A 26,761-nucleotide genomic window follows, 5' to 3' on the forward strand; every position below is an offset into this window, starting at 1 on the left:
GTAAAGCGTAAAAAAGGCCCCCTTATTTGGAAGAAGTTAGAACAAAAAGGGGGACCATTATATTGAAATGCTGTTATCCATAAACAAAAGACCATTCCCAACTTCACGAGAAGCTGAAAATAGTCCTTCATTTAAGCCGATCACCACTACATTTCTTTTTAATTATCACTATAACCTATTACTGCCTCAAAGAACTCCGGCGGGTGAAATATATAAGAATCATCCCTATAACAATGAGCACTGCGACCATACTTACCAATCCCACAGGAAAAGCGGAACCATACGTATACTCTTTTTCCCAGTCAGCTTTAACAAATCTTCCACTCTTTTCTTTAACAGCTATGGATTGATATGTGGGAATACCCTTAATTGCATAATAGTTTGTACCTTTTTCATACACATTACTGAAGTTGCCCCCATACTGTTCCATGTCTGAATAACGAGTTACTTGTCCAATTCTTTCCCCAACATCTGTCACCTCTTGATCAGTAACGATGTATAAACTATTGTCCCACACAACAAATGGATAAGCCCATGAGGTTGCTAGTGCTTGGGTTGGCATGATCACCAATCCAAGATATACAATCAAACCGACTAGAAAGTGTTTCATACAATCGCCTCCCACTTACTTTGTCGGTTCATATCTAAAGAAGTTTCACGAACTCATTCAAGTTGCTCAGACTTTTCACCTTATGCTTTGCATTCATCTTCATGAACAAAAGAGCCGCTTCCCTTTTATAGATACGGCTCTTTTTGTCGACCATTATTTGTTATGTGGCTCTTCTGTACCCCAATCATATCCAGACTTCTTCCAGTTAACAAGGAACAAAGCTGGCGCAACAATCATTAATATAGCAATCAAAAGCTGCATTATAATCCCCTCTCGAAATTAAACCCCATATTATTATCTGATTATGAGTATTATTTCAAAGCACCACCTCATAATCAACCATTTTATCCCATTCTAACGTAAACCAATATTCCTCTCTGATTACGATCTTATCCTCTTAAAATCTCTTAAGTTATGTATTAGCTTATTTAAATCTCTTCTATTTCTGATACAGACAACTTTATCCAAATCGACTCCTGATTCGTATAAGAACTTAAATCTCCAACTACTCTCAAACGTTTTATTCCAGTTGAGCATGTTTCTCAAAATTCTCAGGGTAGGTTTATAATGAACCTCTTCAAGTTTTAGCTTTTGTTTCAGGAAGCGTGATAGAATTCGGTTTCTTCTAAGATAATAGGGTAGGTCGAGAAATAGAATCACATCTGCTTCTCTAAAACTATCTGTCATCCAAGAACCTAAATGCACCCCCTCCATAATCCAGGTATCAGACACGATTATCTCTTGAACAATTCCCCCGCGCTCTTCCTCAGAACGCCTAACATCTTCAGGTGGCTCCCGATCCCAAACAATATTATCCAGTTCATAATAAGGGATCTCTAAGGTATGTGATAACTTCTTTGCAACTGTTGTTTTTCCACTTGCCACCGATCCAAAAATATGAATCTTTCTATAGCATTCCATACTCATGCCCACTTTCCTACATTAAATCTCTAAATAGAATGTCTATGTTATAAATGGTCAATACACCAAGAGCGAGGTAGACGCTCGTAATTACATATTCTTTTGACCTTTTTAAAAACATCCATTGCATGATGGCCTGAAAACCGAATTGAGCCACATAAATCCCCATCAGATACCATTTCATTCCTGACGCATGTGAAAAAATTGCATAACCCAATACACTAATTGCGATTAAAAGTAACACCCCTCTTCCCCAGCGGTCGATGTGCTTTCCTTTTGTATCTGTTACGTATCTTCGTTCAATATTAAACTTTTTTCTAATAATGGTTTCTAAGCTTAACAGCAGGATTAATAAGATGACTAAAGCAGCATATACCAAGATACCCCCCTCATCGTTTCATTATATAGAATATTCAAACTACTCTCTAGTATGTCCCTTGGCATTTTCTTATTTGTGGTTTGATTTCAAATCCTAATTCGAACTATTTTACTTGAAAATGGATAAATTTGAACATTGTAAGAACATTCCTCATAAACACTGTTTTTTTCGAATTTACCGGAGTATAATAAGAGTGTGGAAAGATTGTGAAACATTGAGCATAGTAAATGAATCCTACTACTTCCCAAAGAGGAGGAAATGAAGATGAAAACACTCGACATGACGACAAGCAGTCCACCTTGGAACGGTTTTAATGAAGGAAAATGGCAATCTACTATTGATGTCAGAGATTTTATCTCACAAAATTACACGCTTTATGAAGGTGATGAGGCCTTCCTAGAAGGGCCTACCTCAAATACTCAAACACTATGGGAACAAGTGATGAAATTGACGAAAGAGGAACGAGGATCGGGTGGTGTTCTTGACTTAGACACACGCATCGTTTCAACGATTACTTCACATGGTCCGGGTTACTTAGACGAGGAACTTGAGAAGATCGTTGGCTTCCAAACCGATAAGCCTTTTAAGCGCTCTCTCCAACCTTTTGGTGGAATTCGTATGGCAGCTGCATCTGCTGAATCATATGGGTATAAATTAGACGAAGAGGTAGAGAAGATCTTCTCTGAGTACCGAAAGACCCATAATCAGGGTGTATTTGATGCCTATACTCCCGAGATGAAACTAGCTCGAAAAGCCGGCATTATCACTGGCCTACCTGATGCGTATGGGCGCGGTCGCATCATTGGAGATTATCGCAGAGTCGCTCTCTACGGAGTAGATCGTCTCATTGAAGAGAAACAGAAGGATAAAGTCTTCTTTAGCAAAGCTGCTATGACTGAAGAGATCATTCGAGAAAGAGAAGAAATTTCAGAACAACTAAGGGCTCTCCAAGAGCTGAAAGAATTAGGAAAAATTTATGGGTATGATATCTCTAAACCAGCTAACACGGCTCAGGAAGCATTCCAGTGGCTCTACCTTGGTTACCTTGCTGCCATTAAAGAACAAAACGGTGCGGCTATGAGCCTTGGGCGTGTCTCTACTTTCCTTGATATTTATATCGATCGGGATATTAAGTCAGGAAGACTTACAGAAAAGGCTGCTCAAGAGCTTGTCGATCATTTCGTTATGAAGCTTCGTCTCGTTAAATTTGCTCGTACCCCGGAATACAATAGTCTCTTTAGTGGAGATCCAACTTGGGTTACTGAGTCCATTGGGGGTATGACTGAAGACGGTCGTCCTTTAGTAACAAAGAGTTCGTATCGGTTCTTGCACACGCTCGATAACCTCGGCCCTGCACCGGAACCAAACTTAACGATCCTTTGGTCAGTAAACCTCCCTTCTGCATTTAAGAGATACTGTTCAAAGATGTCTATTAAAACAAGTTCTATTCAATATGAGAATGATGACATCATGCGTGAGTATTACGGAGACGACTACGGCATTGCTTGTTGTGTTTCAGCTATGGCAATCGGAAAACAGATGCAGTTCTTCGGAGCCCGGGCTAACCTTGCAAAAGCTCTTCTCTACACGATTAACGGGGGAATAGACGAAATTTTGAAAGTTCAAGTAGGACCAGCACATTCTCCAGTGACTTCGGAATATCTAGACTATACAGAAGTAATGGAGAAATACGATCACACACTTGAATGGCTTGCAGAACTTTACGTCAATACACTAAATATCATTCATTACATGCATGATAAGTATAGTTACGAGCGTATTGAAATGGCTCTACACGATAAGGATATATTACGCACGATGGCTTGCGGCATTGCCGGATTATCAGTTGTAGCTGATTCTCTTAGTGCCATCCGCTATGCCAAAGTAAAAACAATAAGAGATACAAATGGTTTAGTCATAGATTACGAGGTTGAGGGAGATTATCCGAAATACGGCAATAACGATGAACGAGTCGATCAGATCGCGGTGGATCTTGTGAAACGGTTTATGAACAAGATTAGAAAACATGAAACGTACAGAGCCTCCACGCTGACTCAATCAATCTTAACGATTACATCCAATGTCGTATACGGCAAGTTAACAGGCAACACACCGGATGGACGAAGAGCAGGAGAACCTTTCGCTCCAGGAGCTAATCCGCTTCACGGCAGAGACACAAAAGGGTCACTCGCCTCTTTAAGCTCGGTTGCTAAACTGCCGTATGACGAAGCGCTTGACGGCATTTCAAATACATTTTCGATTGTTCCTCGAGCTCTTGGTAAAGAGGAAGAAACCCGATACGCCAATCTCGTTGGACTTCTTGATGGCTATATGATTAAGAAAGGTCACCACCTTAACGTCAATGTGTTTGATAGAGAAACACTACTTGATGCTATGAATCATCCAGAGCAGTACCCTCAGCTAACCGTAAGAGTGTCTGGCTATGCCGTTAACTTTATTAAACTAACACGTGAGCAACAAATTGATATCATAAACCGCACGTTCCATGAAAGTTTGTAAATCCATTGTTTGAAAAGGGGAGAAACAAAAGATGTGTACAAATCACGATACAATGAAAGCAGCTGTTGTTCATCAATTTAAAGAAAACCTTGAAGTCCAAACCGTTCCTAAACCACACGCAGGAAACGGCCAGGTCCTTGTTCACATTAAAGCAAGTGGTGTTTGTCATACCGACCTCCACGCGGCTCACGGTGACTGGCCTGTAAAACCTAAATTACCATTAATCCCAGGTCATGAAGGCGTAGGTGAAGTTGTTGAGGTTGGTCCTGATGTTACTCACTTGAAAGTTGGAGACCGAGTTGGAATTCCGTGGCTCTATTCTGCATGCGGTCACTGTGAATATTGCTTAACCGGCCGTGAAACGCTTTGTAAAGATCAACAAAATGCTGGCTATTCCATTGACGGAAGCTATGCAGAATATTGCCTGGCAAACGCGAACTATGTAGTGACCATCCCTGACAATCTGGACTATGTTGAAGCTGCCCCTCTCTTCTGTGCTGGAGTGACCACGTACAAAGCTCTTAAAGTTGGTGAAGCCAAACCAGGAGATTGGGTAGCGATCTATGGTATTGGAGGTCTTGGTCACGTTGCAGTTCAATACGCGAAAGCGATGGGATTCAACGTCATTGCAGTGGATACGTTTGATGAAAAACTTGAGCTAGCTAAAGAGCTTGGTGCAGATAAAGTCACAAATCCAATGAACGGTGACTCTGCTAAACGAATTCAACATGAGGTCGGAGGAGTGCAAGCCTCTATCTGCACAGCCGTCTCTAAGAAAGCTTTTGGCGAAGCTTATCGAGCGGTAAAGCGTGGTGGTAAATGTGTAGCTGTCGGCTTACCACCAGAGACAATGGAAGTTCCAATCTTTGATACTGTATTGAATGGCGTAAGCATTGTAGGATCCATTGTAGGAACACGAAAAGACTTGCAAGAAACGCTTCAATTAGCATCAGAAGGTAAGGTTAAGACCATTGTAGAAACCAAACATTTAGAAGATATTAATGAGATTTTCGCAGATTTAGAAGCTGGTAAAATAAACGGAAGAATTGTATTAGTAAACAATTAATTAGGAGGTGACCTTCATGAAAGGACGTATCCATTCTATAGAAACGTGCGGTGCAGTTGACGGTCCAGGTATTCGATATGTGCTCTTCATGCAAGGTTGCCTGCTTCGTTGTCAGTTCTGTCACAACGCTGATACGTGGACATTGAACGGAGGAATTGAGAAATCCGTAGAAGAGATTGTGGCAGAAGTGAAAGACTTTCTCCCCTTTTTTCAAGCATCAAACGGAGGAGTTACGGTTAGCGGCGGTGAACCACTCCTCCAGATTGATTTCTTAATCGAGCTATTTAAAGCACTAAAGTCTATTGATGTCCACACCACCCTTGATACATCAGGAGGTTGCTTTAATAGCTCCCCTTACTTTCTGAAGAAACTCGATAAGTTGTTAGAGATGACTGACCTTGTTCTTCTTGACTTAAAACAAATCAAACCCGACAAGCACAAAGAGCTAACTGGAATGACGAACAAACATATATTACGGTTTGCTACCCTCCTTTCTGACAAGAATGTACCGGTATGGGTCCGTCATGTCCTGGTACCTACAAGGAATGATAATCCAGAAGATTTAATTGAATTATCTCGCTTTATTAGTACTCTTTCAAACGTTCGGAAAATCGAAGTTCTTCCTTATCACAAGCTTGGCGTATATAAATGGAAGAACTTAGGTGTCCCTTACCCACTTGAAGGTGTAGAGCCACCTTCCAAAGAACAAGTAAATGAGGCAACACATATTCTTCACAACCCAACAAATATACAAGTTTACTAAAAGAATACCGAATACGTTAGAATTCGGTGTTCTTTAGTGTGTGCCTTCTCTATTTAACTCATTTATCTTTTTAGTCCACTGACCATTCAGACCACTTCTCCCAATACTAACACCATACTTACCGCAAATAATAAAAGAAATACTCCCATAATGATAAATCCTGGTGTAACCTTTAAGCGGTCACCCATTTTCATCTTCATTTTAGGAAGCGGCTGATGGGAAGTGCGCCCCGTCGGAATCCATGGTGCTTTCTGATAGTCCGTTTGGAAATGGTTTTGCAGCCCTCTTGCTAATAAGACAAATGAACTTGTTGCTAGAACAAGCGCTACTAGTGGAACCATCAAAATAAAGTGATTCCCAAAAATATGACCTCGGGACTGTCCAATTAATCCTGCCCATTCGTTTGTCATAGATAAATAGATGGTAGGCATGGTTTGCTTAATGGTCCCCCCCATAAATAAGTGGAAAATTCCAAGCTGACCCATGACCGTTATTACAAATACAATTTCCATAACAAACATAATCAGAAGCCCTTCTTTCAACTGAGGAAAGATATGCTTCCATATAAGCCTGTTACGGCGAGCACCGAGTGTTTTGGCTACTTCAACGTATTCTTTCTTCACGATTTCTCTTGTTTGTTTACGTACCGATGCGATCGTACTTGGCAAACTTAACACCGTCATCACAAAAATAAACACGAGAATAAGATCAATAGATTTAAGGCTGGGATTGACCGTGATAGGTTGAAGTACAAAATATAGAATTAAAAACACCGGTATATAACTGACCGAGTTTTCGACCGCTTTCCAAAAGGACCATTCTGATTTTAAGGACCCGGCATAAAGGCCTATCACACTCCCAAGCACCATCTTAAGTAAAGCTGTTGCTATAGCAATTCCAATCGTATATTTTGCACCATACAAAAGTTTTGTTAAGAGATCGTAACCGTACTTATCTGTTCCAAGTGGATAGTCTGGAACGGTAAACGCCTGAACAGGTGGCGCCACCACGATCCCTTTACCATCTATTATTTGATATTCTACTTCTACTTTATGATCTAAGGGGTGTAAAGCTAGTTTTGGGCCCGCTACTGCAATAAAGATAAACACTAACACTAAGAAAAAGCCTATATACAATGGAAGATTCATTTGACGTATTCTATTCATAGATTAAACCCTTTCTAAATAAAAAGAGAACAAATTTAATAATAAGAAAAACGAATAAAGCTATAATGAGTATGGCACATAACCCAAGTAACGTTGCCGGAAAATCTTTAACAGCAAATATGTAATGTGTTAATCCGATCACATTTAATAAATATTCTACGATAAACAAATTTCCAATCGTAAGGGATAGTCCCTTCGTCAATTCAGCGTGTATAAACGGTTGCATATTTCGATATACATACTGCAAGTTAATTGTCGTGATATCTAATCCTTTCGAGACAGCTGTTCGAACATAATCCTCTCCACTAATGTGCAGGAAGCGAACATGTATAAGCTTTAAGAAATAAAGAGCAGGAGCAATTGATAACACAATGACAGGAAACCAAAAATGAGCCGTATTCTTATCTGGCATAAAACTCAGCACACGGACACCTGTCCATTGATAGATTTGCACACCAATGACAACAGAAAAGATAATAATAATGAAATCAGGTACAATCGCAATCATTTCAATTAACCCACGGAATAGTCGAAATACTTTAAAACGAGCAACAAATAATCCAAGCACTAGTGCAAATGTTAATCCTATTAGCATTGCTACTAGTAAGAGGACAAACGTTCTAACCATACGTTCTATAAATGCAGCGTCTATACGATCTAGCCAATCTATAGAGGGAATACTTTTTAACAGTTCAATCATCATCGCATACTCGATTTCCACACCTTCAAATGAATTTATGATCACAAATGGTGCAGAAGAAACAACCAACAACATAATAATCATTACTATACCTTGAATGATCGAGTTTTTCATAACTCCACCTCCAATACATATATTGCCATAATATTGTCATAATTGTAATAGTTTTCAGTAAAAAAGAATAACCTAAGCGTCTTAGTTCGACACTTAGGTTATTTTTATAGTGGAATAGGCTTTATAACCCTCGTACTTCACCTCTTGTTGACCTATTTATCATTACAAGAAGGCATACCAGTTACCGAGCCGCTTGTTGGAGATAAACGCTTTTGACGACATTGTTCTTCAAGTGCTGAATTTAACAGATTCATGATAACCCTTGATTCAGGTGTCTGAAAGGCTTCGTTGGCTAAGTTCTCCTGTTCAAGAGGATCCAGAGTAAGATTATAGAGCTCAAACTGATCAGGGACAGGCTCTTCCTTCGTTTCCGTGATGCACAGACCTATCTGGTCGTCACATTCTTTATAGCTGTCTCCCCGTTGTACCACGGTCTGATCATCAATCCCTGGATTACTCCAAAATTGTGGATTATCATAATATCTCGAAAACTTCCATACTTCTTCCACCCTATCCTTACCTGTTAACATTGTAGTAATAATTGCTTCTATATGATTCGGTTGCACGACTGACTCATAAGATTTCCCTGACACACTTACTTGATTTAGCCCTCTAGTAAAATCGTCATCTGTCATAAAATACACTGGTTCATTTGCTCGAAAAAATTGTGTTTTGCCTATTAACAATGGTGATAAATCACGCCCTACTAGTGGGTGCACTTCAGTATGACTTTTTGCTAATTCGTTCTGTATCTGTGACGGGTCCACACCAGCCAGCCCCAACATCGTCGGTAATACATCGACGTGACTCGTTATCATGTCTGTATATTCTCGACCCGAAAGAAGTTTGGGGTTATGAATAATCAAAGGAACATGGATGGATTCTTCATACGTGTTATACCACTTCTGATAGAGCTCGCCGTGCGCTCCTAATAACTCTCCATGATCGGATAGAAACAAGACAATCGTATCTTCATAGAAGCAAGACTGCTCAAGAGCCTTGAAAACTTTCAACATTTCGTCATCTACCTTTTTCTGTAGGGAATAATAGAGTTGACGATAAAATAGATTATCCTTTATAGGCTGCAGGGCTAGTGGGTAGGTACGCTTGTAGCTCTCTTGAGCATCAGGCTTCGTTGACAGAGACTCATTACTCGTCGGGGCTTTAGGGATACGGGGAACGGATGGATCAATCGGAAAATTAAAAAGTGGACTAAGCTCTGTTATCTCTCCAAAAACTGCGATGTCATGAGGATTTACGAAAGAACACATGATAAGCCAAGGAGAGGTGTCCTCCTCTTTTTCAAGAGAGTGAATTAATCGGGCTGTCTCATCTGCATAGATCTGGTCTCTCCCAGCTATTCCAATAGCTGCCGAAGAACCTGTGTTACGCGGAGAACTGCCATGAGGTTCAGGACCCACCCATCCTGAAAAGCCGTACTGATTTAATCGGTCTCCAAGAAGGTAAGTATTAACGTTAGCCGGTATTGGCACCCCAGTTTGGGAGTAGCTTGGATAAGCATTTTTCGTACCCGGAATGAGGATATCTTCTTCAGAAGCGTGCCATTTCCCTTTCCAGAATGTCCGATAACCTGCAGCTATAAAATAATGCCCAAACGTTGGAACCGCATTTGGATCAAGCCAAAACATATCTGGATCATAGGCACTCTTAGCTGCCCCGCTCGTTTGTGTAACACCATGCAAAGATGGATACTGCCCTGTATACAGAGTGGCCCGACTTGGTGAACAAGCTGCACTTCCAGCATAATGGCGTTGAAATTCCAATCCATTTTCCTTCAGCAGTTCTTGAGTAACAAGATATTCCTTTCGCCATTTCTTAATTTCAGTAGTCTCATAAACGGATGGGTACCTTTCCTGGTCGACCATTAGTATAAGAAAATTAGGCTTCTTTCGGAGCTGTTTTGAACCATTCTCAAATTTACTCACCGGTTCTCCCCCTTACTGTTATTAAAACGATTTAACCTAATTATGTATACGTAACTGTATACAAGTATATTCAGTTAGGAGGGAGCTTACTGAGTTGATAATCTCTAGGTCAACGAAAGAGAGAAGAACACACCGGCTCTTCTCTCATAACTTCCCTTTACTATTCTTCTTCAGGTACCAATACAATCTTTCCAACTTTCCCAGATTGTTTAAAATATGTTTGAGCTTCTTTCGCTTCACTAAGTGGGAACGTACGATCAAGCACTGGCTTAATTTTTCCTTCAGAGATCGCTTGGAGCATTCGCTTAAATTCTTCGCGTGTTCCTAATACGGACCCATAAAACGTAAGATGCTTTAAGTATAATGTTCTAAGATCAAGTTCAGTCTTCTGGCCGCCTGCGGAACCTGACGTACAAAACTTCCCGCCTTTTTTTAACACATGTAGAGAAGTATCAAATAACGGATCCCCTACTACATCAAGTACTGAGTCAATAGGACCACCATTTGCCTCGAGTATTTCCTCGGCCAAATTCTCTGCCTTATACGAAACGACATGCGCGGCGCCAAGTTCTTTCATTTTATTTCCAAGAGCCAAGTCTCCAACAACGGCAATTACCTTTGCTCCAAATACATGAGCAGCAATTTGCACATTCAATGAGCCAACTCCACCGTTTGCCCCAGTTACCAAAATGGTCTCTGAAGCAATAGGCTGAATTTGCTCAACCATATGCCAAGCTGTCATTCCACTTACAGAAAAGACGGCACTCTGTATGTAATCCGTTAGTGGCATTTCGTAACATAGATCTGCTGGCCAAACGACATACTCAGCGTATCCTCCATCATACTCAGAACCGATAAACGACATATCTTCTGAAATGTGTTCAGCCCCTTCTTCACCACTTGAGGTGAACGGGAAAAGGACAACAGATCTACCCATCATCGTCTTGCTAACTGCTTCTCCAACTTCTACAATTTCTCCAGTAATATCTGAGCCAGGTGTTCTCGGAAACTTCACACCTTCTGGACGCCATCCTGATTTTGAGCCAGTTCCATAGGCTCCTTCTCTCATCCAAATCTCTGTATTGTTTATCCCACAAGCCATAACTTTAACGAGCACCTCGTTAGCTTTTGGTGAAGGTCGCTCTATATCTACAATCTCGAGTTTGTCTACATCACCATATCCTGTTACTTGAACTGCTTTCATTATAGAATCCTCCTATTGATGCTCTTTATGTATCTTTAGATTGGTTTAACCTAAACTAATTCATTCACTATACCATAAAAAAAAGAAGCCCTCCGATAGGAGAGCTTCTTTCTAATTCGTTCAATTACTTTTGAACGTTAGCAGCCTGTGGGCCACGGTCGCCTTCAACAACTTCGAATGAAACTGCTTGGCCTTCTTCTAGAGTTTTGAAACCTTCTTCTTGGATAGCAGAGAAGTGAACGAATACATCGTCTTGACCTTCTACTTCAATAAATCCGAAACCTTTTTCTGCGTTGAACCATTTTACTGTACCTTGTAACATGTTTGTTGCCTCCTGCGTGGATCTAGTCCACATTGTATTACTATTATTGCTCTCAAAAATTCATTCCAGACTAAAGTACTTGCTTGAGTAACTTTTTCTTTCATTATAAATCCGAACAAGAATAAGTAATTACTACTTTAACAGTGAGAGACCATTTCGTCAATAGATGCTAAAAATTTTATTTTTCTACATGTCTTCCTAAAACAAAATGCCAAGATCGTCCTTTGAGAGATGAAAGTCTCTTCAATTTGTTAATACTCTCCAACTTATCAGCCTTAACTCTTACTTTATTTTTCTAACATAATATATTTATATAAAACTAGTTTTAAATGAAAGTGTGAGTGGAAGATAGGTATTGTTAACTTAAAACAATGGAAGGAGGTGAATCTGAAGTGGGTGACATTGCAGTCGGACTAGTACCAGCCCCAGAATTGCCTGAAAAGATGGCCAAAAAGTTAGCTGAGATCTTACCTGAATTGCTGGTTGATCAGATCGACTCGTCTTCAGAATGGGAGATTGATGTGATTATTGATCCTCTAACCGGAGCAGCTGAAACCGCAAACGAAATTATGGAAGAAACCGAAATTCGAAAACAAAAAAACAAATGGGATTATGCGATTTGCCTTACAGACTTACCAATCTACGAGAACGGCAATATTGTGCTAGCTGATATTAACAAAGGGCGAGGCATTTCTCAAATTTCGCTCCCTGCTTTCGGCTCTGTTCCAATGAAAAAACGGCTTAAGGAAGTGGTGCTTGAAACCATTAGTGAACTTCATTATTATCATTATAATACGTCTCAAGAACACCAGAGAAAAAAGAAGCTCCCAAAGCTTTTCTCCCCTATTCGCAAAATAGTTCCTGAAGATGAAGAAGATAGCCTCCGCTTTATTGTCATTCCTAAAATAAACGGAAGACTGCGTGTATTAATGGGAATGGTATACGCCAATCGTCCATGGACGATTTTCCCTTCATTTAAGAGCGTTGTAGCTGTTGCCTTTGCAACAGGTACATACGGCTTAATCTTCCCAACTCTATGGCAACTTAGTGCAGCTTTCCAATCTATTCGTTTTATCGCTTTAATGCTGACAGCTTTATCTAGCATGATTATTTGGATCATCTTAGCCCATAATTTATGGGAAAAACCTTCTCATCGCAGCAAATACAATTTAAGAAGAGTTTATAATCTCGTCACTGTTATTACTTTAAGTTTAGCAGTCTTACTGTATTATACTATGCTTCTTATATTATTCTTCCTAGCTGTTCGGGTCTTCGTACCCGCTGAATTATTTGCAGCTGAAGCTGGTTTAGAAGGTGAAGCAGGAATGATTGATTATATTAAACTTTCTTGGCTTGCTACCTCTGTGGCAACTCTAGCAGGAGCAATTGGAGCAGGGCTTGAGAATGATGAACTCGTTCGTAACATTACCTATGGGTACAGACAAAAACGTAGGTATAAAGAAATACAAAATGATTCTAGGGACAATGAAGAAGCACGAGAAACACAAGATGCGTAAGGCGGAAGCTTTTAAGCTTCTGCCCTTTTTTCCAATATTTAAAAGACCCATTACTCTTTAGTTGAGAACCATTGGTACTTGTGTTGAGATGAGTAAAAAATTCAAAAGATCTAAGGAAGATGCCATTCTATTAAACAGATACCTTCGCTAGCATTACTCGCACCCACCCCGCTACCACTAGTTAGATTGTCTCCTACAGAGCAACCAATTATCCTTTTTTCATCCTGCCATGTTTACATAAAATTAAAGAAATACCTTGTAACGTGAAAAAATACAGGGGCGGTGTAAGTTAAACTATCAATCCTGCTTAAATACTTACCTTGGAGCGTTTCAAATTTCTCCTTGTCTCCTATAAGCAAGTCTCGTTTCAATACGGATACTGTTAAACTACCAAAGTACCCTGTTACGCTAATTAATACCCCAGCCAACACACCATATACAATGCCAAAAGGAGTAACTCGTTTATGAAGGGCGACTGATTGACTACATACAACATTAATTGTGGACTGAGAGAATGTATCCGTTAGCTTTATTGGAGTGTAGAAAGCAAGTTGCCCCACAGAAAGACCAAGCACTCTTCTAGCACATGACCTGCCTCAGCTTTAATCGGTTCTATAATGTAAAAAAGACACACCTTTAATCAAAGGTGTGTCTTACAGGTCTATTACTCTTTATCAAGCATTAGCGGATGGGATAGAACGTTGTATCCTTTATCTTTTAAGGTCATTTCATTACCATCGCTGAATACTTGTTCGAAGAAACGGTTTGCGGGTTCTGCAAGTTCTTTGTAGTAATCACTAAATAGGGATCCTGCGTAACTTCCATACCATTTCTCAGGTAAGAGTTCTTCTGGCAAGCCTGGGTCAATGAATAAGAACTTCCTGTATTCGTGAACGAGTTTGGTTCGCTCCACAAAACATTCTGCATCACTCATGGCTCCACTTTTTATCTTGTTCTTATCAATGATGAATTTCTGGCTATAATGAGCAATAAATTCATTGTATTTCTCATTAATCTCCCCAATGTCCCAACTATTCTCTACGAGTCGCTGGTTCTCATGAGGTCCATCGTAAGAAGCAATGAAAAAGTCTACATATTCCTCAATTTCATACTTCTCTACAAGTGAGTAGACTTTTTCCTCAAGCTGGTTTGGTGAAATCCAAAGGCTGTTGGTCATCGTACCAAATCCGCTCCATACGAGCTCTTTTCGAAGTTCATCACGTAAGTTACGCTTTTCTTCTGGTATCGTGTAAAAAAGCATACGCCATTTCCCATCCCACGTTTCAGGATTCAGTTTGAAAATACGATTTCCCGCTTCTTCCATACGCTTTAACCCTATGTCAGTTAAGGAATAGTAGCTTTTATTCCCTTTCTTCTCTGCCTTAAGCCAACCTTGTTTACTCATACGTGAGATCGCTGCACGAACGGCCTGCTCATTATGACCAAACTCTTTTAGCAAACGAATCAAGCTGCCGATCCAGATTTTATTGCCGTAATGTCGTATATAATCCCCATAAAGGGTGAAAATCATTGATCTAGTATTCATCCCCGTAACATCCTTTATCTCTTTTTTCATCGTATTCAGAAAACTATTACGATTATATCATGAATATGGAAAAAGGCACATGAATTGAGGACGATCGACTCTTAAGATCTTTCACACTTAGTTGCCTGTAAACTGAGGAGCACGTTTTTCACCGAAAGCTTCTAATGCTTCCACTCGATCTCTTGTCGGAATGGTAATCTCGTAGGCCTTCGATTCAATCGCTAGCCCTGTACCTAAATCTACCTCTGCCCCTTTATTAATGGCATACTTTGCTTGTTGTACAGCTACTGGTCCATTGGCTAGCATTAATGATGCTAGTTCCTTACATCGGTCTAACAAATATTCTCGCTCCACTACTTCCATAAGCAGGCCATACTTATACGCTTCCTGCGATGTGATTTTCTTCGCTGTTAAGATTAGTTCTTTAGCTCTCATATCTCCGATTAAACGAGGGAGACGCTGCGTACCTCCTGCCCCAGGGATGATGCCCCAACTTGTTTCGGTAAGCCCCATTTTCGTATCTGCAACGGCATAACGGAAGTCGCAAGCAAGCATGAGCTCAAAACCTCCTCCAAATGCATATCCATTCACGGCAGCAATTGTCGGTTGAGGAAGCTCAGCTACAGCTTGAAATACGTCGCCAATCTTCTTTACATTTCTTCTCACTTCAGTTTCAGTTAAAGTCTTTCTCTCTTTAAGATCAGCTCCAGCACTGAACGCTTTTTCACCTGCTCCTGTAAAGATTACAACGCGCACATCCGGATGTACATGTAAAGTTTCAACGACCTCAACAAGTTCTTGTAGTGTAGCAAAGTTAAAGCAATTTAATGCTTCTGGTCTTGATAATGTTACGTAAGCGATATGACCTTTTATCTCCCAATGAATCCCTTCCATGTGTAAACCCTCCTTAAACGTTCTCAACAATCGTAGCAATTCCTTGACCTACCCCGACACACATAGTAGCTAGCCCAAGTTCTATATCTTGCTTTTTCATCTCATGGATAAGGGTGGTTAAGATCCTCGCACCACTTGCCCCAAGAGGGTGACCGAATGCGATTGCTCCACCGTTTACATTTACTCGTTCAGGTGATAACTCGAGCTGCTTCATGCATTCAAGCGATTGGGAAGCAAAGGCTTCATTTAATTCCACTAATCCAAAATCAGATGAAGTAACTCCAGCACGGGCCATAGCTTTTCTAGTTGCAAAGACTGGTCCAATGCCCATAATTCTTGGTTCAAGTCCTGCTGTTGCGGAAACACGGTATTTAACGAGGGGTGTAAGTCCTAGCGAATTGGCTTTTTCGGCGCTCATCATTAATAAAGCAGATGCTCCGTCATTAATTCCAGAAGCGTTTCCTGCTGTAATCGTACCGTTTGAAAATAGGGGCTTGAGTGTATTTAACTTTTCAAGTGTTGTCGCCGGACGAGGATGTTCATCTGTTTCGATGATAATTTCGTTCCCCTTTCGATCAAAGTACGTCACAGGAACTATTTCTTGGCTAAATTTCCCCGATTCCATAGCGATTTTCGCTTTTTGTTGACTATGGTAAGCGAACTCATCCTGAGCCTCACGCGTTATACCAAATTCTTTCGCAACGTTTTCAGCTGTCTCCGGCATACTATCTGTCCCGTATGCTTCAGCCAATCTGTCGTTAACGAAACGCCAACCAATTGTTGTATCAAACATTTCACGATTGCCACGGGAGTATGAGGTTTCAGGTTTGCCCATCACATAAGGAGCTCGGGTCATACTCTCTGTTCCACCAGCAATGAAGATGTCACCTTCCCCGACCATAATCGCCCTTGCAGCGTAATTCACAGCATCAAGACCAGATCCACATAAACGATTAAGCGTTGTACCACCTACCTCTACAGGCATCCCAGCTAACAATGCAGACATTCGTGCCACGTTCCTATTTTCCTCTCCCGCCCCGTTTGCATTACCAAATACGACCTCTTCCACTTCATTCGCATTAAGATCTGGGTTTCGTTCAAGAAGAGCTTTTATGACTAAGGCTCCAAGGTCATCAGGTCGTATATCCTTTAAAGCTCCTTTATACCTTCCAATCGGAGTGCGAACCGCATCTACAATCACAACTTCCTTCATACAAGTTCACCATCCTTGGAATAGTCATACACTCCGCGCCCCGTTTTTCGACCAAGACGTCCTGCACTGACATATTGTTCAAGGAGAGGAGCCGGGCGATATTTCTCACCTAATTTCTCGTGTAAATACTTCAGATTATTCAAGCGAGCATCAAGACCAACTAAGTCCCCAAGTTCAAAAGGACCCATCGGATAATTTAGTCCTAATTTGATAGCTTTATCGATTTCCTCAGGGCTACCAACCCCTTCTTGCAACATATAAAATGCTTCGTTTCCAACAAGTGCACTGATCCGACTTGTTACGAATCCAGGGAATTCGTTGACTACGACCGTCTCTTTTCCCATCTGGTGAGCAACATTTTGAATCGCTTCTGCTGTTTCATCAGAAGTTTCAAGTCCTCTAATCATTTCAACAAGAGGCATCTTATGAACCGGATTAAAGAAATGCATCGCAATGACTTGTGATGGCCTTTTTGTAAATGAAGCAATTTCAGTTGGACTCATTGTGCTTGTATTGGTAGCAAAATAACAACTTTTAGGAGAATACGCATCTGCCGTTTCAAAAACACTCCTTTTAATTTCTGCTTTCTCAGGCACAGCTTCAATTAAAAGGTCCGCTCCTGAAGCTGCTTCTTTTAGGGATGTAGAAAAATGAAGGTGTGCTTGAGCTTCGTTACATGCTTCTACCGACAATTTCCCTCGCTTAATCCCTTTATCAAATATAGAATCTAAATCGGACTTTGCAGCTGTTAATTGCTCCTCTTGTATATCAACAAGCGTCGTTTCAAAACCTCCACAAGCACTCACATACGCAATCCCACGCCCCATAACACCTGAACCGACCACGACTACTGATTTAACCATTATGTAGACCTCCTCTAATTGGTTTGTACTTACCTTTTTGATGAAAAGAAAAGAATGCGAGGCGCTTCTTTTTCGCGCTCGCATTCTTTAGCCTTATTCTACACCGAGTGGATTTAACGGACGGTTGCCGTAGTAGGAAAGAATGCTCTTCGTTTCCGTATAAAGGTCAAGCGTTTCGGTGCTCAATTCCCGGCCAAATCCAGACTGCTTATAGCCTCCAAATGGAGTTCCTGGGAAGGCAGAGAACGGGCAATTTACCATCACAATACCGGCTTTAATGCCATTCGCAACGCGTGTTGCTTTGCCATGATCTTTCGTCCAGATTGCAGATCCTAAACCATACTCACTATCATTTGCTAACTTAACAACTTCTTTCTCATCGCTAAATTTCATTACGACGACAACAGGTCCAAAGATTTCTTCTTGAACCACCTTCATATCATGGGTAACATCAGCAATCACGGTCGGCTCATACCAGTGGCCATTTTCAAATCCGTCTACTTTCGCTTCCTGACCACCAGCTAGGATCGTCGCTCCATCTTCTTTAGCTGATTGAACATATCCATCGATTATTTCGACCTGATCACGGTTAATGATGGAACCAATATGTGTCCCTTTATCCATCGGATCACCTAGTGCAAGGCGCTTTGTTTTAGCCACAAATTTTTCCATAAACTCGTCGTATATATCTTCGTGAACGTACATACGAGAACGGGCTTCACATGATTGACCTGTATTATAGAAAATTCCAAATAAAGATCCGTCAACAGCAGAATCTAGGTCTGCATCGTTAAAGACAATATTAGGTGACTTTCCACCAAGTTCAAGTGTGACACGTTTAAGCGTCTCAGAGGCTTTCCCCATAATGTTCTTTCCTATTGGAGTTGAACCCGTAAATGCGACTTTATCGACACCTTTATGTTCAACAAGATAATTTCCAATCTCTGATCCAGAACCAGGAACAACGTTAACGACGCCTTCTGGTACACCTGCTTCTGTACAGATCTCAGCCATAACGAGTGCTGTTAGAGGGGTAAGAGATGCTGGTTTCACAATCACACTACATCCTGCAGCAATAGCTGGAGCGATTTTCCACGCAGCCATCATCATCGGGTAGTTCCACGGGATGATTTGCGCACAGACACCTACCGGCTCTTTCTCTGTGTAGTTATGGAATTGGCCTGGTACAGGATTCACTTCTCCTTTATGACCTACAATCGCACCTGCATAAAATTCAAAGTCTTCGATGGCTTGCATGACCTGACCTTGAGCAGCAGCAAGTGTTTTTCCACTGTTTAAAACTTCAAGCTCAACAAGTTCGTTAAATCGTGAACGCATGATGCCTGCAATTTTGTTCAAAGTGCGAGAACGCTTACCGATAGGAAACTTCTTCCATTTACCGTAATCAAAAGCATTTCGAGCTGCTTCAACTGCGCGCTCTGCATCCTCTGTTGTTGCCTTCGCTACTGTCGCAAGTGGTTCGCCCGTAGCTGGGTTGTATGTAGTAAATGTTTCCCCTGATGTTGATTCAACCCGTGCTCCGTTAATAATCATTGAGTAGTGATCACGCTTCATTGCCATTTGTTCCATTTTTGTTTCTTGTGCAGTTGCCATTTGATCCACCCCTTCTTATTATTGTCCTTGAAATTCAGGCTTTCGCTTATTCAAAAATGCTTGAACACCTTCATGGTGGTCTTTTGTTAACCCTGCAATTCGTTGTCCATACGCTTCTTTCTCAAGATAGTCATGGAGATCCATCTGCCAACCGGCTTTCATATTCCGTTTGATAAGACCAATTGCTTTTGTAGGCATAGAAGCAAGTCGTTCAGCAAATTTCCTTACTTCTTGGTTCCACTCTGCTTCTGGAATGACTTTTGTTACAAGGTTGAGCTCTTTAGCCTGTTCAGCAGAGATCTTTTCTCCTAAAATTGCAAGCTCTAGAGCTTTCGCATGACCTACAATTTTAGGTAGGTTGTATAAGTTCGCCGCGTCCGGAATAAGCCCTACATGAATGAATGCTTCTAGAAAACTAGCTTTTTCTGAAGCCAAACGGAAATCACACGCTATTGCAAGACTAAACCCTGCCCCAGCAGCTACACCATTTACAGCCGCAATAATTGGCTTCTCACAACGGTCAATTTCTTTCACCATTGGGCCGTAGCTGTTCCGTAGTACTTCACCATGGTCTATGGATTCATCCACCCCGCTTAAATCTTGCCCAGAACAGAAGGCACGACCAGCACCAGTAATGACAATGGCTCGAACACCTTCGTCTGTTGAAGCCTCTTTCACAGCTTTACGAACATCATGATTCAGCTTATGAGTAAACGCATTTAGTTTATCTGGTCGATTCAAGGTGATCGTTGCTACGCCATTTAACACTTCATACAAAATGGTATCGCCCATATTACCACCTCTACTTCCCTTTAAATTGTGGGCTTCGTTTTTCCATAAAAGCACTCATGCCCTCTTTTTGATCCTCTGATGAAAATAACAAGTAGAAGTTTTTCCTTTCGAACTTCATCCCCTCATCAAGAGGATAGTCAACAGCTTTATCTACTGCTTCTTTAATGAGCCTTACAGCTAATGGAGGCTGTTTGGCAACCTTTTTAGCATACTTCATCGTTTCTTCAAGGAGGAGTTCTGGTGCAATAAGACGGTTTACAACCCCAAAGTGAAGGGCTTCTTGAGCAGACATCTTCTCTCCAGTCAGAAGCCATTCAAGAGCCTTTCGTTTCCCCATAATTTTCGTTAATTGCTGCGTCCCACCAGCACCTGGCATAACGCCAAGATTCACTTCCGGGAATCCGAATTGAGCCGTTTCAGTCGTAAATAAAAGATCACATGCAAGAGCTAACTCAAAACCGCCTCCAAGAGCAAATCCATTCACAGCACCTATAACCGGTTTCTTAATAGATAGAAGACGGTCCCAATCAGCAAACTGATCAAGTAGTTCAAGATCTATCGGAGAATCCCCAGCCATCTCATGAATGTCAGCACCAGCTGCAAAAGCTCTTCCCTTTCCTGTAACAACCATCGCACCGACCTCTGGATCTCGATCAAAAGCAGTCATTAGTTCTACCAACTCGCTTACCACCTGACGATTGATCGCGTTCAAAACTTCAGGACGGTTTAGTTCAATAAGTCCTACTCCATCCACCACCGTCGCTTCAACGAACTGAAAGTTATGCATCCACTTCCTCACCAATCATCATCGTGACAAGCTCTCCTGCAAATCCCATAACATCCTTACCAGAAGCTTTTGCCTCATCGGTCTTCATAGCTTCTTTCAAAGCCTCATGGCTGTCATAGTACATCTCACACATAAGGTAGTACTTACCTTCTCCGCCCATCGGACTTCCTACAATCTTCGTCACTTTCATATCACGAAGTCCAGGAATTTTGGCAGTAATCGGGCTATGCGTATTCCAGTAGTGCTCGTCAAATGCTTCCTTGTCTTCCGGATGTTTGTACAACGCGATCATTTTCACCATTCATACCATCTCCTTTAAGTTTTAATAGATTGGATTCAAAGAATACTAGAATCGTTAGCAAACCTTACATCGTTGAGACTGGCTTCATCGCTTCAAATGGATTTTTACAGGATTTGCAGTACAATATGCTTCTACAAGCTGTTGGACCAAAGATATTATCCATAGTTGTATAAGTTGAACCACAATATGGACAGTCTACGTGCCATTCTCCTGTCGCTTCCACCTGTGTAGGAGGAGGAGCAATACCGAAATCTTTCAAACGCTCTCTTCCTTGAGGTGTAATTCGATCTGATGTCCAAGGCGGACTATAAATGAACTTCACCTCTACTGATTGAACCCCATCAATTGTGAGGAGCTCATTCTTGACGTTTTTCTCGATGATCTCAAGCGCAGGACATCCCATAAAGGTTGGTAATAAAGCTACATAAGCATTGCCTTCTTCTACCTCCACGTGCTCCACCATTCCTAAATCGATAATACTGACAGAATCGATCTCTGGGTCTTTCACATTTTCTAACGCCTCTTCTACGGTGTTCAATACAAGTGTCATAGACTTCCCCTCCTAAGGATGCGTTTTACCAGATTGCTGCAGGGTCTTGTCGGTACACTGCACTTAACGTGTCGATCGCATCGGTTAGATCTTCAGTATGTTCTAACGCTCGCCCATTACCTCGTTTCATCAACGGTTCAAATGGTACTTGGACACCACACTCATCAAGCATGGCTCCAACCTCATGTAGCCAACGTTTTTTCAGGAGCTCTTCTCCTTCAATGAACCCTGCTTCTGCCATCTTTTTCTCGTGCGGTCCAAGCGAAAGAATACCATCTGCATCTTCCATTACGCGCGAAACAGCGCTAAGCATGCGCTCTTTGGCCTCTCCAGGAATAGTCACAAGCTGTTTAAACCACGTTTTCCAGTGCATTAGGTGGTAATAAAGCTCCGTGTTTACTTTAATGGCAACATGAGAGAGCGGTTCGTAGGATGACGATTGTAAGGAATCAATCCGAATCTTTTTAGCTTGTGTATAAAAGTAGTGACGAACCACAGCAAACGCCCAGTCATATCTGGGTTCTTCCAAGTAGTGTCCTGGGCCGTTCACCTCTTCTAGTAATATGGCATTTCTTCTCTCATCAGATTTTCTTGCGTGAGCTAGATCATTTGCCAATCCGAGACCCAGGTCTTCTAAGAGTTGATAATACATCGTTGCGTGCCCCATCGTATCCTGACTTATAGAAGAAAATGCAACATCTTCTTCTATATGAGGGGCAAGACCAAGCCATTCTGATCCTCTGTAAGCCACGATAAAATCATCATCAGCCAACTGGAGTAAAAGCTCTTTCAAAGCCTCTTCGTGTCCTTGCGCCCTTACGTCCTCCGGTGTTTTCATCACTTGTCGTCCCCTCCCCATGACAATATCTCTTTCTCATCTAACATCCCTTGTTCTTTATCACGCCATTTTTTCTTTAGGTAACCGTATCCTTTTGTGTTTCGGTATTCCTTATTATCCAAGCGCTGCAAGGCTTCACGTTCTTCTTGATCAAACATACGAATATCAGAACGCTTCACCACCCAAATATCTACCACAGGTTCCCTACGCATGAAGTTTTCTTGTGCCATGACTACGGCTAGTTCATGGTTTGGTGCGAGCAAACTAAACTGATGTTGAAACGGTGATTTAAAAGTACGTTTACTGAACACTTCAAATTCCTGATAAAATTCTCTTCCTTTATCCCCCACTACTTTCCCTCCTTATATAGCTTCGTTTGATGGGCTTAACGCCTCTCGTACCCATGCGTTATTCTCATAAGAAAGTTGACGTAAGCGAAGGCGTTCTTTCGATTTAGGTCCATTATTTCGGACGATTTCTTTAAACTCATTCCAATCTGGCTGCTTGTAAATCCAAAGGCCTTTTTCTTCGTCGTATCGCATAGTCGGATCTGGCAATTCCAGCCCAAGTGATAGAACCCGCGGAATATATTTCGTGAAAAAGTCTTGTCTTAACTGTTCATTTGTTTTCGTACGAATCTTGTATTTAATCGTAGTGTCTTGCTTAGAGGAGCCCGTCGTATCAGCTGCTGCCGGCCCGAAGAACATAAGTAATGACTCCCACCAGCGGTTTAAGGAATCTTGAATGAGCGCCTTTTGTTCATCTGTTCCTTCAGCTAATGCCATAATAATGGCTTCTCCGTGTTGAGCATGAAAGACTTCTTCTGCGCAAATACGTTGTAAAGCCCTCGCATATGGTCCGTATGAGGCTTTCAACATATTTGTTTGGGTAATAATCGCTGCACCATCTACAAGCCAACCAATTAATCCTGCATCTCCCCATGTAGGAGCTGGCATGTGGAAAACATTATGGAATTTAAGGCGTCCGGAGAAAAGGTCTTGCATGATGTCTTCACGATTTTTACCATACGGTTTCATTAAGTCTTCCGCCACACGCAAAAGAAGCTGGCCGTGTCCCATTTCGTCTTGCACTTTGGCCATAATCCCTAGCTTCCTTCTTAAGGTTGGAGCCTTTGGCACCCACTCTTTCTCAGGCAAAGCCCCCATAATCTCACTAATTCCATGCATAGAAATCAATTTAATTAACGTCATACGGTATTCTTCTGGCATCCAATCTTCTGCTTCAATCTTCTCGCCCGCTTCAATCCTCTGCATAAAGTGATTATGCTTCTCTTCATCAGACAGACGTTCAAATGCTGTCATTGTCGTCATTTAAGGATCCTCCTTTTTCGTTACAGTTAGCTAAAGGCACTTCCTCTACCCTGTTAAGCACAGATAGCACAAATGGAAAACAAATCCAATAAAGCGCTTACAATTTAACTTTAATAAAAAATCAAATATTCACATTTGATTGTATGACGGATTTTTATCGTTATCAAAAACTTCTGTAATACTATTTACAACAAACATACAGTTAAAATAGATAACTGTCAACATATTTATCTGAAAATTTTAATTAATTAAAATTACTTCTTTTCCTTATCGAACATCCTTTTGCAGTCTCATCCCCCTTCTTCGTTAATGTAATGCGTATAACAAGTGCTTGTTTAAAGAACATAGAAAAAGCGCCAAGCTCTGCTTGTCGCTTTAAATTGGAATGTGTAGGGTTTTAATCGGTTAGTTTCCTAGTCTGTTCGTAACATATAGTGCTCCTTTGTGAGTTCCCATCATAAACAGGGATGAGCCAATGAGGTCTACCCTTGGATGGATTAAGACTGATTCGAGAGAGTTAAGAGAAGTCCCTTCAGGTAGACAGTAGGCAGTTGTTAAGGATGGCCCTACTCCTGCCCCCATTAATAGAAATAAACATGCTGGAGTTACCGCCAGGAAACTCCATTTAGCATAGAGGAATGTTGTTGACGTCTGAATAAAGAAAGGGCGCCAGGCATCCACAGATAGTGCAAAAAGCATCCACGTAATCCAAGAGGTTGATAGAAAGTCTAATTGGATAAAAGGACTAGCGTGTTGAAGAGTGAGGATGATGGCGAAAAGGGCTAACGAAATTGGGGAGGTATATGCTATGTTTCTTGGGACGAATGAAGACATACTATAAAGAATCATGGGAGGAATGACAAAATAAAGAAGACTTACTAAAGCCATATGGACAGGGATAGTTTGTATCATGTTGTGCCCCAAAATGCATCCAATCAGAATAATTAATGCCGTTAACATGACTAATCCCTTAGCAGAATATAAGAAGGAAAGTTTCATAACGTTCACCCACTTTCCCTCTAATCCTACGTCTTTAAGCTTGACTCTATGCTTCTTCTTTTTCAAGCAATGGATTGGGTTGATCTGCCTCTATGTATTCACGCACAATCTTCCATTCTTCTTCCTCTTTCTCAAAAGTTGTGCAATACAAGTGGGCAGTTGTTGTTCTTTTTCCTTGAATAATAAGAGAAATCCAAAATACGGCAACGAACTTATCTTCTGCTGTTGGTATAACGTTCTCTTCTGTGTACACCCACTCCATATCTTGACCTCTAAAATGTTCAAACGCTTGACTCCAGCCTTCAACTGCTCCAGCGTACCCAAACGTCTCCACCTCTGTTTCTCGAACTTCCCATGCCTGCAAATTCCCTGAAAAGATCCGCTTCATGTAATCAAGATCCATGCTTTCGGCTCGTTCCTTAAATGCTCTAAAGACATCTCTGCAGGATTCAGTTAAAGATGTATTCAAAAAATCCCTCCTCACTTTTCTACTTCGAGATCTATTTCCATATCCCTTCCAAATGAATAACGATTCTTATGGCTGCTATACCTTCATATACTATAATGATGCTCGCCTAAGGAGGTTTTCAGAATGGATGTAACTGTACGTCAAGGTGATTCACTTTGGTATTACAGTCAATTGTTTGGTCTTCCGTTTCAGCTGATCGTGGATTCTAACCGTAATAGTAACCCTAATCAGCTTTTTATAGGTCAATCTGTTAAAATTCCCGGATTTGTCACGACTAATGTTCGCATCACTGCTGGCGATTCGTTATGGTCACTCGCAAAGCAACGAGGTCTCCCTGTTGATGCCATTTTAGTAATAAATCCAGGAGTCAATCCAAACACACTCCAAGTGGGGCAACTCATTTGGGTACCTGTTCGAGTCACTTGGCGAGTTGTAAAGGGAAAAGAGAATTACACCTATGAAAAGATGATCGATGATATAAGACAGCTTACTGCCATTTATCCATTTATTATCAATGATTCAATAGGAAATTCTGTCATGGGAAAAACGCTACCAGAACTCAGAATTGGCAGAGGTTCTAAGCGCCTTCATATGAACGGGTCTTTTCATGCAAATGAATGGATTACAACCCCTATTATTATGCGCTTCCTTAATGAATTCCTGGTGGCTTTAACCAATCAAGGTCAAATCAGAGGAATTAGCATGCTTCCATTTTATGACCTCGTTCTATTGTCTACCGTTCCGATGGTTGATCCTGATGGGGTGGATTTAGTTATTGAAGGATTACCTGAAGAAGAACCCTATCGAACTAACGTTTTAGACATTAATGAGGGAAGTACAGACTTTTCCTCCTGGAAGGCCAATATTAAAGGTGTAGATTTAAATAATAACTATCCTGCAAAATGGGAGATTGAAGCAGAACGGAAAGAACAACAACCCGCTCCACTTAATTATCCAGGGCCTTTCCCATTATCAGAGCCGGAGTCCGTTGCGATGGCTGAATTAACATACGAGAGAGACTTTGCTCGAATTCTCACCTTCCATACACAAGGCGAAGTGATTTTTTGGGGGTTTGAAAACTTAGAGCCTCCTGAAGCTGAGGTTATCGTAAATGAATTTGCACGTGTGAGTGGGTACCGTCCAATTCGCGAAGTAGACAGTTTCGCAGGTTACCGGGATTGGTATATCCAAGAATACCAAAGACCAGGCTATACCATTGAGCTCGGCAAAGGCATAAGCCCTCTCCCTCTTACCCAGTTCGAAGAAATCTATCAAGAAGCACTAGGCATCTTCCTCGCCAACCTCTATATGTAAGATCTTTATCCCTTTAAAGACC

Annotated in this window: 27 protein-coding genes and 1 pseudogene; 5 read left to right on the forward strand and 23 right to left on the reverse strand. The window is 41.3% G+C overall.

The genetic code is table 11. The annotated features are described in order from the left end of the window. Positions 1–178: 178 nt before the first annotated feature. The 3 genes from IMZ31_RS12200 to IMZ31_RS12210 form a co-directional block, all read right to left on the reverse strand. The gene (locus IMZ31_RS12200) at positions 179–610 is read right to left on the reverse strand and encodes a hypothetical protein (protein ID WP_207527635.1); all 432 of its coding nucleotides are present in this window, start codon (positions 608–610) and stop codon (positions 179–181) included. Positions 611–991: 381 nt separating this feature from the next. Further along, complete coding sequence (locus tag IMZ31_RS12205; protein WP_242705552.1) at positions 992–1,531, reverse strand: P-loop NTPase family protein; 540 nt, start codon at positions 1,529–1,531, stop codon at positions 992–994. A 16-nt stretch (positions 1,532–1,547) separates the two neighbouring features. Further along, positions 1,548–1,910: a DUF4181 domain-containing protein gene (locus IMZ31_RS12210; protein ID WP_207527637.1), complete on the reverse strand. Its 363-nt coding sequence runs from the start codon at positions 1,908–1,910 to the stop codon at positions 1,548–1,550. A gap of 264 nt (positions 1,911–2,174) precedes the next feature. Between IMZ31_RS12210 and pflB the strand changes: the two genes are divergently transcribed. Genes pflB through pflA form a run of 3 tightly spaced genes read left to right on the forward strand, consistent with a single transcriptional unit; the run spans position 2,175 to position 6,259 of the window. Further along, the gene (pflB, locus tag IMZ31_RS12215) at positions 2,175–4,430 is read left to right on the forward strand and encodes a formate C-acetyltransferase (protein ID WP_207527638.1); all 2,256 of its coding nucleotides are present in this window, start codon (positions 2,175–2,177) and stop codon (positions 4,428–4,430) included. 52 nt (positions 4,431–4,482) lie between these two features. Next, a complete protein-coding gene (adhP, locus tag IMZ31_RS12220; RefSeq protein WP_207530389.1) occupies positions 4,483–5,496 on the forward strand; it encodes an alcohol dehydrogenase AdhP in 1,014 nt (337 codons plus the stop codon). 16 nt (positions 5,497–5,512) lie between these two features. Then, a complete protein-coding gene (gene pflA / locus IMZ31_RS12225; protein ID WP_207527639.1) occupies positions 5,513–6,259 on the forward strand; it encodes a pyruvate formate-lyase-activating protein in 747 nt (248 codons plus the stop codon). Between the two features lie 86 nt (positions 6,260–6,345). Here the strand turns inward: pflA and IMZ31_RS12230 are convergent, their stop codons facing one another. The 5 genes from IMZ31_RS12230 to IMZ31_RS12250 all read right to left on the reverse strand — a co-directional run bounded on the left by IMZ31_RS12230 (position 6,346) and on the right by IMZ31_RS12250 (position 11,711). Next, positions 6,346–7,425 (reverse strand): ABC transporter permease, encoded by a 1,080-nt coding sequence (locus tag IMZ31_RS12230; RefSeq protein ID WP_207527640.1) that lies wholly within the window; start codon positions 7,423–7,425, stop codon positions 6,346–6,348. Further along, positions 7,418–8,239: an ABC transporter permease subunit gene (locus IMZ31_RS12235; RefSeq protein WP_207527641.1), complete on the reverse strand. Its 822-nt coding sequence runs from the start codon at positions 8,237–8,239 to the stop codon at positions 7,418–7,420. The genes IMZ31_RS12230 and IMZ31_RS12235 overlap by 8 nt, the downstream gene beginning before the upstream one ends. A 152-nt stretch (positions 8,240–8,391) precedes the next feature. After that, positions 8,392–10,185, reverse strand: a complete 1,794-nt coding sequence (locus IMZ31_RS12240) for a sulfatase family protein (protein WP_256438008.1) — start codon at positions 10,183–10,185, stop codon at positions 8,392–8,394. A gap of 160 nt (positions 10,186–10,345) precedes the next feature. Continuing rightward, on the reverse strand, positions 10,346–11,389 hold the full coding sequence (locus tag IMZ31_RS12245; protein WP_207527642.1) for a zinc-binding dehydrogenase: 1,044 nt from the start codon (positions 11,387–11,389) through the stop codon (positions 10,346–10,348). Between the two features lie 124 nt (positions 11,390–11,513). Next, on the reverse strand, positions 11,514–11,711 hold the full coding sequence (locus IMZ31_RS12250) for a cold-shock protein (RefSeq protein ID WP_036781972.1): 198 nt from the start codon (positions 11,709–11,711) through the stop codon (positions 11,514–11,516). A 392-nt stretch (positions 11,712–12,103) separates the two neighbouring features. Between IMZ31_RS12250 and IMZ31_RS12255 the strand changes: the two genes are divergently transcribed. Continuing rightward, on the forward strand, positions 12,104–13,228 hold the full coding sequence (locus tag IMZ31_RS12255) for a hypothetical protein (RefSeq protein ID WP_207527643.1): 1,125 nt from the start codon (positions 12,104–12,106) through the stop codon (positions 13,226–13,228). A gap of 233 nt (positions 13,229–13,461) precedes the next feature. Here IMZ31_RS12255 and IMZ31_RS12260 read toward each other — a convergent pair. The 15 genes and pseudogenes from IMZ31_RS12260 to IMZ31_RS12330 form a co-directional block, all read right to left on the reverse strand. Beyond that, positions 13,462–13,722 (reverse strand): annotated as a pseudogene (locus IMZ31_RS12260) (phosphatidate cytidylyltransferase); the annotation flags it as partial. A gap of 170 nt (positions 13,723–13,892) precedes the next feature. After that, the gene (gene paaX, locus IMZ31_RS12265) at positions 13,893–14,774 is read right to left on the reverse strand and encodes a phenylacetic acid degradation operon negative regulatory protein PaaX (RefSeq protein WP_207527645.1); all 882 of its coding nucleotides are present in this window, start codon (positions 14,772–14,774) and stop codon (positions 13,893–13,895) included. A gap of 117 nt (positions 14,775–14,891) precedes the next feature. After that, positions 14,892–15,668, reverse strand: a complete 777-nt coding sequence (locus IMZ31_RS12270) for an enoyl-CoA hydratase-related protein (RefSeq protein WP_207527646.1) — start codon at positions 15,666–15,668, stop codon at positions 14,892–14,894. 13 nt (positions 15,669–15,681) lie between these two features. Beyond that, positions 15,682–16,881: an acetyl-CoA C-acyltransferase gene (locus IMZ31_RS12275; RefSeq protein ID WP_207527647.1), complete on the reverse strand. Its 1,200-nt coding sequence runs from the start codon at positions 16,879–16,881 to the stop codon at positions 15,682–15,684. Continuing rightward, positions 16,878–17,744, reverse strand: coding sequence for a 3-hydroxyacyl-CoA dehydrogenase (locus tag IMZ31_RS12280; RefSeq protein ID WP_207527648.1), 867 nt, complete (start codon positions 17,742–17,744; stop codon positions 16,878–16,880). Before IMZ31_RS12280 ends, IMZ31_RS12275 begins: the two co-directional genes overlap by 4 nt. Before the next feature lie 93 nt (positions 17,745–17,837). Further along, entirely contained in the window at positions 17,838–19,358 is a 1,521-nt protein-coding gene (locus IMZ31_RS12285; protein WP_207527649.1) for an aldehyde dehydrogenase family protein, read from the reverse strand. A gap of 18 nt (positions 19,359–19,376) precedes the next feature. Then, positions 19,377–20,150: an enoyl-CoA hydratase-related protein gene (locus tag IMZ31_RS12290; RefSeq protein ID WP_207527650.1), complete on the reverse strand. Its 774-nt coding sequence runs from the start codon at positions 20,148–20,150 to the stop codon at positions 19,377–19,379. 10 nt (positions 20,151–20,160) lie between these two features. Continuing rightward, positions 20,161–20,937 (reverse strand): enoyl-CoA hydratase-related protein, encoded by a 777-nt coding sequence (locus IMZ31_RS12295; RefSeq protein ID WP_207527651.1) that lies wholly within the window; start codon positions 20,935–20,937, stop codon positions 20,161–20,163. Further along, a complete protein-coding gene (locus tag IMZ31_RS12300) occupies positions 20,930–21,238 on the reverse strand; it encodes an EthD family reductase (RefSeq protein WP_207527652.1) in 309 nt (102 codons plus the stop codon). Before IMZ31_RS12300 ends, IMZ31_RS12295 begins: the two co-directional genes overlap by 8 nt. Before the next feature lie 64 nt (positions 21,239–21,302). Beyond that, complete coding sequence (paaD, locus tag IMZ31_RS12305; protein WP_207527653.1) at positions 21,303–21,788, reverse strand: 1,2-phenylacetyl-CoA epoxidase subunit PaaD; 486 nt, start codon at positions 21,786–21,788, stop codon at positions 21,303–21,305. A gap of 25 nt (positions 21,789–21,813) precedes the next feature. Further along, complete coding sequence (paaC, locus tag IMZ31_RS12310) at positions 21,814–22,626, reverse strand: 1,2-phenylacetyl-CoA epoxidase subunit PaaC (protein ID WP_207530391.1); 813 nt, start codon at positions 22,624–22,626, stop codon at positions 21,814–21,816. After that, entirely contained in the window at positions 22,626–22,976 is a 351-nt protein-coding gene (gene paaB, locus IMZ31_RS12315) for a 1,2-phenylacetyl-CoA epoxidase subunit PaaB (protein WP_207527654.1), read from the reverse strand. Before paaB ends, paaC begins: the two co-directional genes overlap by 1 nt. Positions 22,977–22,988: 12 nt before the next feature. After that, the gene (paaA, locus tag IMZ31_RS12320) at positions 22,989–23,948 is read right to left on the reverse strand and encodes a 1,2-phenylacetyl-CoA epoxidase subunit PaaA (protein ID WP_371825501.1); all 960 of its coding nucleotides are present in this window, start codon (positions 23,946–23,948) and stop codon (positions 22,989–22,991) included. A 414-nt stretch (positions 23,949–24,362) separates the two neighbouring features. After that, on the reverse strand, positions 24,363–24,965 hold the full coding sequence (locus IMZ31_RS12325; protein ID WP_207527656.1) for a hypothetical protein: 603 nt from the start codon (positions 24,963–24,965) through the stop codon (positions 24,363–24,365). 37 nt (positions 24,966–25,002) lie between these two features. Next, positions 25,003–25,425: a hypothetical protein gene (locus IMZ31_RS12330; protein WP_207527657.1), complete on the reverse strand. Its 423-nt coding sequence runs from the start codon at positions 25,423–25,425 to the stop codon at positions 25,003–25,005. Between the two features lie 123 nt (positions 25,426–25,548). On the opposite strand from IMZ31_RS12330, the gene IMZ31_RS12335 reads away from it, so the two are divergent. After that, entirely contained in the window at positions 25,549–26,739 is a 1,191-nt protein-coding gene (locus IMZ31_RS12335) for a M14 family metallopeptidase (protein WP_207527658.1), read from the forward strand. The last annotated feature ends 22 nt before the right edge of the window (positions 26,740–26,761 follow it).

The organism is Pontibacillus sp. ALD_SL1 (genome assembly GCF_017355605.1).